Annotated in this window: 14 protein-coding genes; 13 read left to right on the forward strand and 1 reads right to left on the reverse strand. The window is 46.8% G+C overall.

The genetic code is table 11. The annotated features are described in order from the left end of the window. Window positions 1-30 precede the first annotated feature (30 nt). From dltA to ACEPST_RS12110, 10 genes are all read left to right on the forward strand, one after another. Complete coding sequence (gene dltA / locus ACEPST_RS12065) at window positions 31-1,557, forward strand: D-alanine--poly(phosphoribitol) ligase subunit DltA (RefSeq protein ID WP_204121442.1); 1,527 nt, start codon at window positions 31-33, stop codon at window positions 1,555-1,557. Further along, a complete protein-coding gene (dltB, locus tag ACEPST_RS12070; RefSeq protein ID WP_203645506.1) occupies window positions 1,557-2,765 on the forward strand; it encodes a D-alanyl-lipoteichoic acid biosynthesis protein DltB in 1,209 nt (402 codons plus the stop codon). The genes dltA and dltB overlap by 1 nt, the downstream gene beginning before the upstream one ends. A gap of 35 nt (window positions 2,766-2,800) precedes the next feature. Then, the gene (gene dltC, locus ACEPST_RS12075) at window positions 2,801-3,034 is read left to right on the forward strand and encodes a D-alanine--poly(phosphoribitol) ligase subunit DltC (protein ID WP_125762841.1); all 234 of its coding nucleotides are present in this window, start codon (window positions 2,801-2,803) and stop codon (window positions 3,032-3,034) included. Window positions 3,035-3,037: 3 nt separating this feature from the next. Then, window positions 3,038-4,327 (forward strand): D-alanyl-lipoteichoic acid biosynthesis protein DltD, encoded by a 1,290-nt coding sequence (gene dltD, locus ACEPST_RS12080; RefSeq protein ID WP_204121441.1) that lies wholly within the window; start codon window positions 3,038-3,040, stop codon window positions 4,325-4,327. 195 nt (window positions 4,328-4,522) lie between these two features. Next, the gene (lepA, locus tag ACEPST_RS12085; protein ID WP_204121440.1) at window positions 4,523-6,355 is read left to right on the forward strand and encodes a translation elongation factor 4; all 1,833 of its coding nucleotides are present in this window, start codon (window positions 4,523-4,525) and stop codon (window positions 6,353-6,355) included. A 390-nt stretch (window positions 6,356-6,745) separates the two neighbouring features. Beyond that, window positions 6,746-7,273: a hypothetical protein gene (locus ACEPST_RS12090; protein WP_204121439.1), complete on the forward strand. Its 528-nt coding sequence runs from the start codon at window positions 6,746-6,748 to the stop codon at window positions 7,271-7,273. A gap of 420 nt (window positions 7,274-7,693) precedes the next feature. Continuing rightward, window positions 7,694-8,077: a hypothetical protein gene (locus ACEPST_RS12095; RefSeq protein ID WP_395425073.1), complete on the forward strand. Its 384-nt coding sequence runs from the start codon at window positions 7,694-7,696 to the stop codon at window positions 8,075-8,077. Between the two features lie 135 nt (window positions 8,078-8,212). Next, the gene (locus ACEPST_RS12100; protein WP_395390916.1) at window positions 8,213-8,986 is read left to right on the forward strand and encodes a hypothetical protein; all 774 of its coding nucleotides are present in this window, start codon (window positions 8,213-8,215) and stop codon (window positions 8,984-8,986) included. A gap of 313 nt (window positions 8,987-9,299) precedes the next feature. Beyond that, a complete protein-coding gene (locus ACEPST_RS12105) occupies window positions 9,300-9,644 on the forward strand; it encodes a hypothetical protein (RefSeq protein WP_395409186.1) in 345 nt (114 codons plus the stop codon). 38 nt (window positions 9,645-9,682) lie between these two features. Further along, entirely contained in the window at window positions 9,683-10,486 is an 804-nt protein-coding gene (locus tag ACEPST_RS12110) for a metallophosphoesterase family protein (RefSeq protein ID WP_395390920.1), read from the forward strand. A 48-nt stretch (window positions 10,487-10,534) separates the two neighbouring features. Here the strand turns inward: ACEPST_RS12110 and ACEPST_RS12115 are convergent, their stop codons facing one another. Continuing rightward, window positions 10,535-11,008 (reverse strand): hypothetical protein, encoded by a 474-nt coding sequence (locus tag ACEPST_RS12115; protein ID WP_204121579.1) that lies wholly within the window; start codon window positions 11,006-11,008, stop codon window positions 10,535-10,537. 291 nt (window positions 11,009-11,299) lie between these two features. Between ACEPST_RS12115 and ACEPST_RS12120 the strand changes: the two genes are divergently transcribed. The 3 genes from ACEPST_RS12120 to ACEPST_RS12130 are packed head-to-tail and all read left to right on the forward strand — an operon-like array spanning window position 11,300 to window position 13,330. Then, window positions 11,300-11,764, forward strand: a complete 465-nt coding sequence (locus tag ACEPST_RS12120; RefSeq protein WP_204121580.1) for a hypothetical protein — start codon at window positions 11,300-11,302, stop codon at window positions 11,762-11,764. A 26-nt stretch (window positions 11,765-11,790) separates the two neighbouring features. Further along, complete coding sequence (locus tag ACEPST_RS12125; RefSeq protein WP_204121581.1) at window positions 11,791-12,597, forward strand: metallophosphoesterase; 807 nt, start codon at window positions 11,791-11,793, stop codon at window positions 12,595-12,597. Window positions 12,598-12,643: 46 nt separating this feature from the next. After that, the gene (locus ACEPST_RS12130; protein ID WP_204121582.1) at window positions 12,644-13,330 is read left to right on the forward strand and encodes an endonuclease/exonuclease/phosphatase family protein; all 687 of its coding nucleotides are present in this window, start codon (window positions 12,644-12,646) and stop codon (window positions 13,328-13,330) included.

The following is a 13,330-nucleotide window of genomic DNA, read 5'->3' on the forward strand; positions in this document are numbered from 1 at the left end:
GAGTATGATTAATCTTTGGGGGGATTGAGTATGATTAGAAACATGATTACGGCCATGGATCAGTGGGCGCTCCAAGACCCGGAACGGTTAGCTTACGATGACCTTGGTCACACAAACACTTACGGGGAATTAAAACAACGTTCAGACGCCCTTGCGGCTCACCTGGACAGTATGGACCTACCGGCTCACGCACCGATCATGGTGTACGGGGGCCAAACCTTTGACATGATGGCGACGTTCCTGGGAATCGTCAAGAGTGGTCACGCTTATGTGCCAATCGACACGCATTCACCCTTGGAACGGATTACCACGATCAAAGAAATTGCCCAACCAGCCGCGGCGATTGCCGTCAGCGACTTACCAACCACGTTGGGTGACACACCGGTGCTCACCGCCGATGACTTAACGACAATTTTTAACCAGTCCGTCGACTATCACGTGAATCATGGGGTTAGCGGGGATGACACCTACTACATCATCTTCACGTCAGGGACGACTGGGAAGCCTAAAGGGGTTCAGATTTCACACACCAATCTTTTAAGCTATGTGAACTGGATGCTGAGTGACGACTTTACGTTACCAGCCAACGCCCGCACGTTATCACAAGCGCCATACTCGTTTGACCTGTCCGTCATGGACTGGGGACCGACCTTGGCAGCTGGTGGCACGCTGGTGGCGTTACCGAAGACCGTGACGGATAACTTCCGTGCCTTGTTTGAAACCTTACCAACGATGAACCTGAACGTCTGGGTCTCAACGCCATCCTTCGTGGACATTTGCTTAATGGAGCCCACATTTGATGGGACTCATTATCCACAGCTCACCCGGTTCCTGTTCTGTGGCGAGGAATTGACCCACGCCACGGCAGCGAACCTGCACCAACGCTTCCCAAAGGCTCGTATCTTCAACACTTATGGCCCAACGGAAACCACGGTGGCGGTGACCCAAGTGGAAATTACCGAACAGATTTTAGCGGACTACCCACGGTTACCAATTGGCTATGCCAAGGATGATACGACGATCACCGTCGTTGATGACCAGCTCCAACCGGTTCCAGTAGGGACTGAGGGTGAGCTGATGATCAGCGGACCGTCCATGTCCAAAGGGTACCTGAACAATCCAGAAAAGACTGAAAAGGCCTTTGTCACAGTGGATGGGAAAACAGTTTACCGTGCTGGTGACTTAGGGGTCCAATTGGACAACGGGTTGATCATGTACCGTGGCCGGACTGATTTTCAAATCAAGCTCCACGGTTATCGAATCGAACTGGAAGAAGTTAACCACTACCTGTCCCAAGAGGACCACATCCAAGTGGGAGTTGCCGTGCCACGGTACGACCGCAACCACAAGGTTAGCCAGTTGATTGCCTGGGTCGTCCCAAGCGAACCAGACATTGAAAGTGAATTAGCCCTGACCAAGGCTATCAAACAGAATTTACAGGGCGGCGACATGATGGAATACATGATTCCACAGCGTTTCGTCTACAAGGAAAGCCTACCGATGACCCCCAACGGCAAGGTTGATATTAAATCGATTATCGCCGAGGTCAATCAGTAATGTTGTCATTTGAACCTTACGGCAACCCAACGTACTTTGCCTTGTTGGGCGTGGCGTTACTGCCACTGATGATTGGTCTTCTGTACGGCAAACGGTCACGCCTGTACGAAACGTTGATCTCAATCTTCTTTCTGGTCTTAACCTTTGGCGGTCCAAAATGGACGCAAGGGGTGGCCTTGATCATCTACATTTTGTACGAAGTGGCGTTGACCTGGGGGTATGCCGTTTATCGCAAGCACCAAAATTCGGGGCCGATATTTTACCTGATGGTGATTCTCGCCATTATTCCGTTGACCATCGTGAAGGTCACACCCGCCGTGGAAAACGGTCAGGCTTCCCTAATTGGGTTTCTGGGGGTCAGCTACCTGACGTTCCGGGCGGTGCAAACCATGATGGAAACGCGGGATGGCACGTTAAAAGACTATCAGGTCATGACGTTCTTGCAGTTCATGCTGTTCTTCCCCACGATTTCATCCGGGCCCATTGACCGTTACCGGCGGTTTGAAGCCGATTACCGGTCGGTGCCCGATCGCGAGAAATATCTCGGGATGATTCAAAAGGGGATTCGTTACATCTTCGTTGGTTTCTTGTACAAGTTCATTCTGGCCTACTACTTCGGGACGATGCTGATGCCTAAGCTACAAGTGATGGCGATGCATTCTCGGGGCGGCTTCCTGGACTTGTCCTGGCCGGTGCTGGGGTACATGTATGCTTACAGTGCTGACTTGTTCTTTGACTTCGCGGGATACTCATTGTTTGCCGTCGGCACGTCCTATATCATGGGCATTGCGACGCCAATGAACTTCAATCAACCGTGGCGGTCACCGAACATCAAGGATTTCTGGAATCGGTGGCACATTACGTTGTCCTTCTGGTTCCGAGACTTTATCTACATGCGCCTGGTTTTCTGGTTCATGAAGCATAAGGTCTTCAAGAAGCCAACCACCACGGCTAACGTGACGTACATTATTAACATGTTGGTCATGGGGTTCTGGCACGGGGTCACCTGGTACTACATTACGTACGGGCTGTTTCATGGGTGCGCGTTGGTTATCAACGACACCTGGCTGCGGTACAAGAAGAAGCACCGGGCCAGTGTGCCACACAACGGCTTCACCCAAGTATTTGCCATCTTCTTAACGGCAAATATGGTCTGCTTCAGCTTCCTGATCTTCTCAGGGATGCTGGATAAATTATGGTTTCATTAAGTAGGGTTATAACTATTATTTAGGGGGAAATTATTATGGATATCAAAGAAACTGTTTTAGGGATTTTGAACGACTTAACGGGTAACGATGTTAGCGGCGCGATGGACGACAACTTGTTCGACAGTGGCCTGATGGACTCTATGGGGTCTGTTCAACTGTTATTGCAATTACAAGGGGACTTAGGCATCAACGTGCCCGTTTCTGAATTTGAGCGGTCAGAGTGGGACACGCCCAACAAGATCATTGCGAAAGTCGAAAGTCTGGCTTAGCCAATGGCAAAGCGATTACTACGGATCTTTGGTCCGTTAATTCTCGCGGCGATTCTGGTTTTTGCGGTGTTGGCAATGCCCGTTACCTGGGGCTTCAGTCACGTTAGCGCGGCTCGTGAACGACAGGCGGCAGTTTCCTTGTCACCCAACGTCTTACGGGGGAAGCATATGAAGGAACAGGCGCTAAAGGATGGCTACGTGCCGTTCTTTGGTTCCTCCGAGTGGTCACGGTTTGACCCCATGCATCCGTCCGTGTTGGCCCAGAAGTACAAGCGGTCTTACCGGCCGTTTCTGCTGGGGGCCCGGGGCTCACAATCTCTGACACAGTACTTCGTGATGCAAAACATTCAGGGCGAATTGCGGAACAAGAAAGCCGTCTTCGTGATTTCACCACAATGGTTCGTGAAGAACGGGACGCGGAAGGACGCGTTTGGCTTCTACTACTCACAATTACAAACGGCGGAATGGTTGACCCATTTCCGGCATGATGCAATTGACAAGTACGCGGCCCAACGCTTGCTTCAAATGCCCGCAGCTAATTCGGACCACTTCATCTACGCTGCGCTACAACGCGTGGCCAAGGGTGAAAAGTTGACGGATTTCCAGCGGTTCTACCTGCAAACGCGCAAGAATATGCTGACACAAGAAGACCAGTTCTTCTCCGGCATTGACCTGCCATCGCAAAACCTCAATCGGGTGAACCAGCAAGCCAAGAAGTTACCCACTCATTATTCCTACTCGGCACTGGATCGCCTGGGTGGTCAGTTAGGGAAAGCTGCGACGGGTGATAACCGATTCCATATCAGCGATAAGTTCTATAAGCAAGGGCTGAAGAAGGAATTGAAGACGGGCAATCTGAAGAACTTCCAGAAAAACCTGTCGTACACCAAGTCGCCGGAATTCGCTGACTTCCAGCTGTGTCTGGATCAATTTTCACGGTTGAACACCAACGTGCTCTTCATCATTCCACCAATCAACGCGCGGTGGCAGAAGTACACGGGCTTATCGGCCACGATGCTCAAGCAATTTGACCAAAAGATTCACTACCAATTACAATCACAAGGGTTCAACAACATTGTTGATCTCAGCAACAAGGGGAACGTGCCGTACTTCATGACGGATACGATTCACTTGGGCTGGCGTGGTTGGTTGGCCGTCGATCAAAAGGTCAATCCGTTCCTCAGTAAGCAACAACCGCAACCGCACTATGCGATTAACGACAAATTCTACAGCAAGCAATGGCAGAACTTGGCGCCAAGCGATTTAAAGCAGTACGAGGCGGACAATAAATAGATGTTAGACGGCGGGTACCCCTTTGGTGGGGTACCCGTTTTTGGTTTTTGAAGGGATGAAACGAATTTTCAGAATCAAATTCGTTTTAGGTAAACTTTCTATTGCTTATCGGATTCAGTAGGGGTTAAAGGTAGGAAAATGCGATGGCTATGTTATAATTGTTGAGAATGGCGTTTAAGAAAGTAGGAAATCAACATGGATCTTGAGAAATTAAAGCAACATCAAAAATACATCCGTAACTTTTCTATCGTGGCGCATATTGACCACGGGAAGTCCACGATTGCGGACCGAATCTTGGAGTTAACGGATACCATTTCCAAGCGCGACATGCAAGATCAAGTGTTGGATAACATGGACCTTGAGCGTGAACGCGGAATTACGATTAAATTAAACGCGGTTGAATTGACGTATCACGCCAAGGACGGCCACGACTATGAATTTCACCTGATCGATACACCTGGGCACGTCGACTTCTCCTATGAGGTTTCACGGAGTCTGGCAGCCTGTGAAGGGGCCGTCCTGGTCGTGGATGCTGCCCAAGGGGTCGAAGCCCAGACGTTGGCCAACGTTTACTTAGCCTTGGACGACAACCTGGAAATCGTGCCGGTCGTTAACAAGATCGACCTGCCCGCCGCTGATCCCGAAAAGGTTAAGAAAGAAATTGAAGACGTGATTGGGTTGGATGCGTCTGACGCCGTCTTGGCCAGTGCCAAGCAGGGTATCGGGATTCCAGAACTCTTGGAACAAATCGTGGCCAAGGTCCCTGCACCTAGTGGTGACTTGGATGCGCCGCTAAAGGCTTTGGTCTTTGACTCCGTTTACGATGATTACCGGGGCGTTGTGCTGAGTGTCCGGGTATTTGAGGGCACGGTTCAACCCGGCGATAAGATTCGTCTGATGAACAGCGGTAGTGAATATGAAGTGACTGAGGTCGGGGTCAACTCGCCTAAGCCAATTTCACGCGATTACCTGATTGCCGGTGACGTGGGTTACATCACGGCCAGCATCAAGGACATCACGGATACGCGAGTGGGTGATACCGTCACCAATGCGGCTAAGCCTGCCGTCAAGGCCTTGCCTGGGTACCGGGAAATGAGTCCGATGGTTTACGCTGGGCTTTACCCGACCGACAACGCGAAGTTGAACGACCTGCGTGAGGCTTTGGAAAAATTGAAGCTGAACGATGCTGCATTGGAATTTGAACCCGAAGCGTCGCAAGCGTTAGGATTTGGGTTCCGGTGTGGGTTCTTGGGGATGCTCCACATGGACGTCATCCAGGAACGCTTGGAACGAGAATTCAACTTGGACTTGATTACCACGGCACCATCTGTTACCTACCACGCGTACTTGACGGACGGTGGCATGAAGGAAGTTGAAAACCCTGCAGAAATGCCGGAAGCTTCCGCCATCAAGCGGATTGAAGAACCTATCGTGAAGGCCACTATCATGGCGCCTAACGAATACGTCGGGGCCGTTATGGACCTGTGCCAACACCGACGGGGCCAGTTCTTGACGATGGAATACCTGGACGATTATCGGGTCAACATTATCTATAACATGCCGCTGTCGGAAATCATTTTTGATTTCTTTGACAAGTTGAAGTCGAGCACTCGGGGTTACGCTTCCTTGGATTACGAGCGGGCCGGGTACCAACAGGCCGACTTGGTTAAGATCGATATTCTCCTGAATGGCGACAAGGTCGATGCTCTGAGCTTCATCGCGCACCGCACCTTCGCCGCCCAACGGGGGCGTGAAATTGCGTCTCGTTTGAAGGGCATTATCCCACGCCAAAACTTTGAAATCCCTGTGCAAGCAGCTATCGGGGCTAAGATCATTGCGAGAACGACGATCAAGGCCTACCGGAAGGACGTGACCGCCAAGCTTTACGGTGGTGACCGGACTCGACGGATGAAGCTGTTAGAGAAACAAAAAGTTGGGAAAAAGCGGATGAAGGCTGTTGGGAAAGTGGATATCCCTCAGGAAGCGTTCATGGCCGTTCTCAAAACCGATGAGGATGAAACCAAGTAGTGACGCGGGTTCTAGGGGACTGCCTTTTCAGTATTCTACCTGTATCCGACGAAAAATTTCAGCACCCGTTTTCTTAATTACATGCAAATATGTCTTTAATATTGTAGAGAGCCAAGCATGGTCTAATCGTGCCTGGCTCTTTTTTATTCCCACAATTCACTTGGTGCATGACCACCATATAAAGAATAAAAGTCTAAAGTGAGCCCTTCTTCTTAGTGGATTTATGAGTGCATGTAACGACATGTCTTGTCGGATTAACTCATAATGCAAACATTTCCTACCAGATATAGTCATGGCCGTTGATGTGAATTTTACTTTGCTTTATACTAATTGAGCAGGACTGTTATCCTGGCTTAACAAAATTCTAAATTAGAGCAGAAGGCGTTATTTATGAAACAATTACAATTACATAAAAATCTATCCAGGCTTTTAATCGTCACTGCAGTTTTCTTAGGTCTATTAGGAATTGGAAACATTACGGCCAGCGCTACAAATAAAAAGCCGTATTGGGGAACCTATGACACCCGCCGAATCACCTACTATTCATACTCAAAGACGAAGCATTACAAGGGTGTTTGGAATTATGCAATCAAACAATGGAATAAACAAAAGGTCGTAAAATTAGTTAAAGTTAAAAAAGTCAATGATGCTTTAATTGAACTCGACACGGCAGCTCCTAAGCGCAATACAACCGAACCATATTTGACGGAAAACGCAGTCATGGGGGATGTTCCCAACGTTGGCATTGGAGGATTTTGGTTGACGTTGAATCGGACCTACTTTAAACACGAAAGGACTTCATTGAAGAATCAAAAGTCCAAGCCATGCAAGCCCTTGGTTGGGGACTCGGCTTATCATACGATCAGACCTGGTCAAAAAATAGTATCATGGGAACCGCTGATCACATTACTGCTTTAGATAAAGCCAATCTTAAGCGCGACTATAGACATACGCCTAAGCACTAAATGTGAGAATGGTTCCAGTGAACAGTTAGCAATCAATATCTCTTAGACTCTTCCCAAAGCATAGGTAGAGATTGTTAATTTTTCTAAATTACGTAACAGGTGTTCATGCCCCTTCTCAAAACTGACGAAGAAACTTAATAAGATAGGTTAGTAAACTGTAAGTAGTCTCGCAATAGCGATTCTACTTATTTTTTTGAAAAATATTTAAAGATAAATAGCTAATATTAGAAGAAATATAGATGCATTGTGGTATTATATAGACTGTGGTATATGTTGGACGCTTTGATATCGATAAGTATCCATTTAGCTGGGGTTATTACTGCATGAATTAAAAAAATTAGTGAATTGAAAGGGACGAGGACATATGCTTCAATTGAGTGAAAATGAAACAGAACGCTTCAATGAGTTGATACAGCTGCTTGCGGCCGCTAATGCAAATAGCAAGGCAACGGATAATAAGCCTTCGGCACATACTCTCAAGGAGATAAGCACCAATAAGGTTAATGAGGCATCACGAATTGCTGAATTTTTTGACGCGCAGCCATACGAAATGTTAAGAAAGTTAACGACCTTTATGTTGTATGGAAGGGAGTTCTTTGATGGTAAACCGACAATCAGTATGGAGAGGGCTCTTGAACTTCAGGAGGAATCATTCCCCAAGAGCCAAGAAGGTTTGTCTAGTTATCTTGCAGGTAAGTCGCCAACAGCACTGGCAGAATATTTTAAAAATGCTCGGGGATTTTTAGAATTTAGTTGATAATCAGTAAGAATCGGCGCCCAAATACTATTTAATTACAGGAGAGATAATTATGATAGTTATGATTGAAAGTGCCAATACATTTGTGCTTGTTCATAAGAAAGGAAGAAATTTATGCTGCCTAACAACGATTTCATGCGTGTTAATATTACCAAGGATCGCGATTTTAAGATGTGGGAGTCGCCTCGTCATCGTGATGCAGAATCTTCATCGACAGCTATGGAATTTCTCTGTATTACTTACAAAAAATTTCCGTGGGAATTCTCCCAAGCTATTAACTTTGGTAGTGAAGGTGATCATAGTTTTCCAAAGGGAATTGCCTTTTCACTGAAACCTGAGTCGCGTTATCGTCAGTTACTTGGCGACGAAGTTTTGGTGACGGGGAGTTCAGACTTTAAATTTGATAAATTTCCAGTAGCGGCTCTTAATCGCCTTGAAAGAACGGACCAAGTGCAGAAGTTAAGTGATATCTGGAAGAGTTGTATGGACCGTAGCTCAAGTTACCTCAACTTCAGTTTGACGCCCATGATTGGCGACAGAAAACTGCCTAAGACGCCATGGTTACCGGTATTTTTGGCTGAACTAAATCAATATTATACCGAAGATTCGCAAGTGCTATTTAAAGGGTTTACTAGTCGTGAGCAAAAAATGTTTAAAGTTTACTTGGATAATGCTTTTGAGCGAACGCTGTTCAGAAATCAATCTAGTGGCGTTGCCGATTACGGTCGTGCCGTTTTATTTCTTGAGGACCCCTGGTTACTGTCTACCATGATTGAATTCGGTGAACGATTTCAGCAGGCACAAAACGCAGGTGAATCGTTGCTGGAGGACCCGTCTGAGGTGTATAGGATGGTTTATCTAGCAAGGTGGTATTGGGCTGAGAAACAGGCGAATAGCCCCTTTTATTAACGGCTATTTGCATAAGGTCAATAGTTTGCGGCTTTTTAAATTACGCGAGAAGCAATCATGATTATTTCCGCAACTGGCGAGGATGAATAAGCTAAGATAGGACAGGCCACTAAACTGTAAATCGTTTTGCAGCGGTGATACAACTTAAATTTTTTAACAAAGAACAGTATATGAAAACAAATAATCCGTATTTTATGCAAAACTATATTAAATGTGGTATTATTACTTCGTGGAACATGAATCGGTTGCTAGCAGCTTGGGATGAAGAGCTATCACGGGGTGATTGAAAATGAATAGTTCAGGCCTATTATTTATGGATAAACCAAGTATAGGGTATTTTGATGTCGTCACGGAACAGTTCAGTTGGCGGAATCAAGTGGCAAATGATGATGAAGTTTTTGAACATTTAGATCAGGCATTGGCGACTGGCGAATTCGATTATTACTACCGTGGGGATATGCTTTTAATCCCCGATCCCATACCGATACCACGAGTCAATTGGCATAGTGTGGTTGTTTTAGGGGATGACCAGGAAATTACTTGTAGAGGGGCATTCACCGCTTGCTTTCATGCTCACCAGATAAGCTCCGGAATTTTGGTTAGCTCGCTTACGTTCCCTGAATTTGAGCGGCTAAAAGTAGGACTAAAAATTGTATAAGAATCTGTAGTTGGGGAGTATTCAGAGGAGGAAAACTGATGGCGATATATATATGTCTTGGTGATTTACACGGGCAGGTAGCGACTTTAGAACGACTAAGAGCAGTTCAGGCCCGTTACCCTGAGGCCATTACGGTATTTATTGGGGACTACATCGATTGCTACGGCGAAAATAGTGGTTTCGAGCTGATTGAGCAGATTCGGGCTATGCAGCAGGCTGATCCCCGCCACGTCGTTGTTTTGATGGGCAATCATGAACAGGCTGCCGTCGATTTTTTTGATGATGAATGGCGCGATGCTTGGTTGCGTTTTGGTGGGAGGAACACGTTGACTACTGCGGGGATCTCAGTAGGTGGTAATCAGGATGTGAGAATGAATCGTCAGCTTCTGTTGGAGCGTAAAGCGGCGCTCATTGACTGGATGCGAGCCCTGCCATTAACGTATGCAGCAGAGAAACTATTTTGCGTTCATGCTGGCTTGGATTTAATGCTAGAAAATTCTATAACAGACACCCCGGAATACGACCGGCTTTGGTTGCGGGCTAAGTATTGGTATAGCAGAAGCTTAAGTTGGGGAACGTTTGGACATAACCCACTCGACGTTAGCTTAATTACAGGTCATACGCCAAATGGCATGATTGCCGGAGAATATGATGAGCAACAACGGCCGGCTAAGTTAGAGTCAAATCATCATCCGATTTACGCCATCCAATACCCGAATGAGATGCCACGCTACTTAATGGATGGTGGTGCCGGGTCGGGGGATGTGCATTTACTCGGCAACATTGGCGTTTTCGACGGTGAGACGGGGTTACTCATCGATAAAGTGGAGGATAAAGTCTGATTGGCAAGCATTCTCGCCTGTTAGCAGCGCACGAAAAAAGCCCAAGAACTAGTCGTCTTTGGGCTTGAAATGAAAATCTTGTGTGAGGGGAGCAAACAGTGCGGCAATTTGGTTGCCCTTATCAGCGTACGCGTTAAATAATTCATCTACCTCGGCATCCGAGTAAGTATAGTTAGATTTCACGGATAGATTACAGAGGAGGCGCAGATCACGGACTGCACGACTCATGCGCTTCTCAGCTATTCGGTGAAAGCGGACGTGGGAAGACGGTTCGTCCGGTGCTGTGGGCGTGGGACCAGAAAATGTAAATTTACTAGGCATTTCGTTAAAGTTGGTGGGGCCTTTAAAGTACTTTCGACCTTCTTCACCCAAGCTTTGGTAAGTGCCAAAGAGTTCATTAATTTCTTCGGGCGTATAGGTGTATTGTGGCGCGCTGAGGTTAGCAATCAGATTCATCGTCTGAAAGATCCGGGTAAGCCGTAGCTCAGCCAATCGTCTAAATTTTTCGTTGCGTGTTTCCATAGAAGTACCTCCATATTCTCATTCTAAAGATATGGTAAGAATTGGTCAACTCTATTAGGCAAGTAATGGGTTCGACAGTCAAATAATTGAAATCACGTGCTAACTCACAGTGAATGGAGAACCTCTATTTGAAAGGATATACCTGATATTTGAATAATTCGGAAACATAGTACGTGTGGATGTGAGAAAACGACGTAGCATTAGCATGCTGGAATGGAATTTTTACCGTGGGTTTATTGCGAGGATAATACGTGAATTGAAGACAAGATTATCCAAAAAATAGGAGGCAGTATGGGATTATTTGAGAGAGTAAAATTACACTATGGTAGCTTTATTGAACGGCGCATTGAAAATAAGTATGAGAATGTTATGCGCCCCGTTTATTTGCCTAAGTATGATAAATGGGTTGTCGATACCGAAATTCAACGAAAGCGGCGGCAATCGCGTGCACTTAGTAAAAAAGAAAGAGAATCTATTCCAGGGGCCGAGACTGGAGATATTATTTGGGTCCTGGGTGAACTCGCCCGGACGGGTCTGTCCTACCGCTTCTGGACGGCTAGTGCTCGTAAATCTGGCTATCATGAGCATGCTCATTGGTTTAGTGAAGTTCTGTCTTTTTTGGCTGATGATCCGGTGAATTTTGAAATTGACGAGTCATTTAAGTCAGACTATTCGGCCCAAGAACTGGAATACATTTCGGCGGTTCAAAAAAAATACGCAGAGATTGATAGTGAGCAGGCTAAGGATAAAGGCTAAAAACAGTTCAAAAGGAGGCTGGCTAATTGCGACCAGTTATAGCACTCTCTGATATTCACGGTCAGATGCTGGTGTTCCCAGCACTAGCTAAATTGCGGGAAAGGTATCCTGAGGCACCGGTTGTCTTTTGCGGTGATTATCAGGATGCTAAACATCACCACTCAGGATTCAGAGTCGCACAAACGATTAAAAATATGCAGGAAGCCGAACCGGATAAAATTTTCGTTCTGCAAGGGAATCACGATGCGTCAGCCTATGAGAGCTTGACCGGTGAAAATGACTTCTGGTTAGAAATTGACGGAGAAGACGTCGTCATGGAGGCCGCTCTGGCCGCTGGAAAATTACCCAAGGATATCGATGATGCTCTGGCCATTGTTAAGCGGGAAGATGCTGACTTAATTCAGTGGTTGGGGGCGTTGCCGTTAGACCTGCAGATTGGTAAGCTGGTCTTCGTCCACGCCGGATTTAATTTATCTGCACCGCACCCCATCGCGGATACGCCACCCCATGATAAATACTGGCTGCGAGAAGAGTACTGGTACGGGACTGCATATGCGCCAAACTACGCGCACAATCCTTTAAAGGCGGCAATTGTTTCAGGGCATACACCGACCTCGCTGATTACCGGGACCTATGATGGAGATGTCGCGGTGGCAACGTTGCGGAATCGCACGGCCACGCCCCATGGTGTCTTGATCGTTCAGTACGAACATGAATTTGCCCGTTTCTTTATTGACGGCGGCAATCACAGCGGTCCAGCCCGGATGTTCGGCAACCTTGCTGTGCTGGACGCGGATCGAGGGACTTTGATTGAGGCTGTGGAAGATAAGTAGGTAAATCGTCAGTTACGCTGTAAATCATGGAAGGGAAGCTGTGGAAATGCTTAAGGTAATGACTGTTAATGTGCCACCTATGACGAAGAGCGGGTCAGTTTTAAGAGAGAGTCAGGTTTCAGATAAGCAGAGACTGAATCTGTTAGTCGCTAAGATCCAGAGTGTCGATGCGGAAATTATTTTCTTTCTAGAAGAGGACCCAGCTATTTTTGAAGAGGTTGTGGCTCGACTCTCGGGGGAGTATGCGTTTTACTATCCACAGGGGTTCACTCGTAGTTGGTATGCTGGGGTTGTTGTTGCGATTAAGAAAACACTAGTCAATGATCACGCACGTTTGTCTGAAGCACCAAGGGATGGCACTGGGATTGTTTCCAAATCAGGAAAATGGCAAAGTGTCATGGTCGACGGCGAAGTCATCCTGGCGGTCCATTGTCCACAGCCGAACGACCCAGATTATGCAGATTTTAGGCGAAAGATTAATCAATTCTCTAGAGATAAAGCGGTGACTTTGGTGGCAGGTGATTGGAATCCACAAGCTGGGACGCAAGTGAGTTTAGCAGATTTTCAGGATGTTCTCCCCACGGATTCAACGACAGCTTTTGATACTAAATTAGATTATATTTTCGTCCGCAGAGGAAGAAAATATCAACACGTCCTGCTGGATAAGACATGCATGACAATGGGAGATAATCTGTTCTCAGACCATGCAGTGACGAGTGTTGAGCTCAACTGA

Source organism: Levilactobacillus sp. FUA 3915, from assembly GCF_044053135.1.
GTDB classification, from domain to species: Bacteria; Bacillota; Bacilli; order Lactobacillales; family Lactobacillaceae; genus Levilactobacillus; species Levilactobacillus lanxiensis.

Coding starts and splice junctions, on each gene's coding strand:
- dltA (WP_204121442.1), top strand. CDS start 31: ATGATTAGAAACATGATTACGGCCATGGATCAGTGGGCGCTCCAAGAC.
- dltB (WP_203645506.1), top strand. CDS start 1,557: ATGTTGTCATTTGAACCTTACGGCAACCCAACGTACTTTGCCTTGTTG.
- dltC (WP_125762841.1), top strand. CDS start 2,801: ATGGATATCAAAGAAACTGTTTTAGGGATTTTGAACGACTTAACGGGT.
- dltD (WP_204121441.1), top strand. CDS start 3,038: ATGGCAAAGCGATTACTACGGATCTTTGGTCCGTTAATTCTCGCGGCG.
- lepA (WP_204121440.1), top strand. CDS start 4,523: ATGGATCTTGAGAAATTAAAGCAACATCAAAAATACATCCGTAACTTT.
- ACEPST_RS12090 (WP_204121439.1), top strand. CDS start 6,746: ATGAAACAATTACAATTACATAAAAATCTATCCAGGCTTTTAATCGTC.
- ACEPST_RS12100 (WP_395390916.1), top strand. CDS start 8,213: ATGCGTGTTAATATTACCAAGGATCGCGATTTTAAGATGTGGGAGTCG.
- ACEPST_RS12105 (WP_395409186.1), top strand. CDS start 9,300: ATGGATAAACCAAGTATAGGGTATTTTGATGTCGTCACGGAACAGTTC.
- ACEPST_RS12110 (WP_395390920.1), top strand. CDS start 9,683: ATGGCGATATATATATGTCTTGGTGATTTACACGGGCAGGTAGCGACT.
- ACEPST_RS12115 (WP_204121579.1), bottom strand. CDS start 11,008: ATGGAAACACGCAACGAAAAATTTAGACGATTGGCTGAGCTACGGCTT.
- ACEPST_RS12120 (WP_204121580.1), top strand. CDS start 11,300: ATGGGATTATTTGAGAGAGTAAAATTACACTATGGTAGCTTTATTGAA.
- ACEPST_RS12130 (WP_204121582.1), top strand. CDS start 12,644: ATGCTTAAGGTAATGACTGTTAATGTGCCACCTATGACGAAGAGCGGG.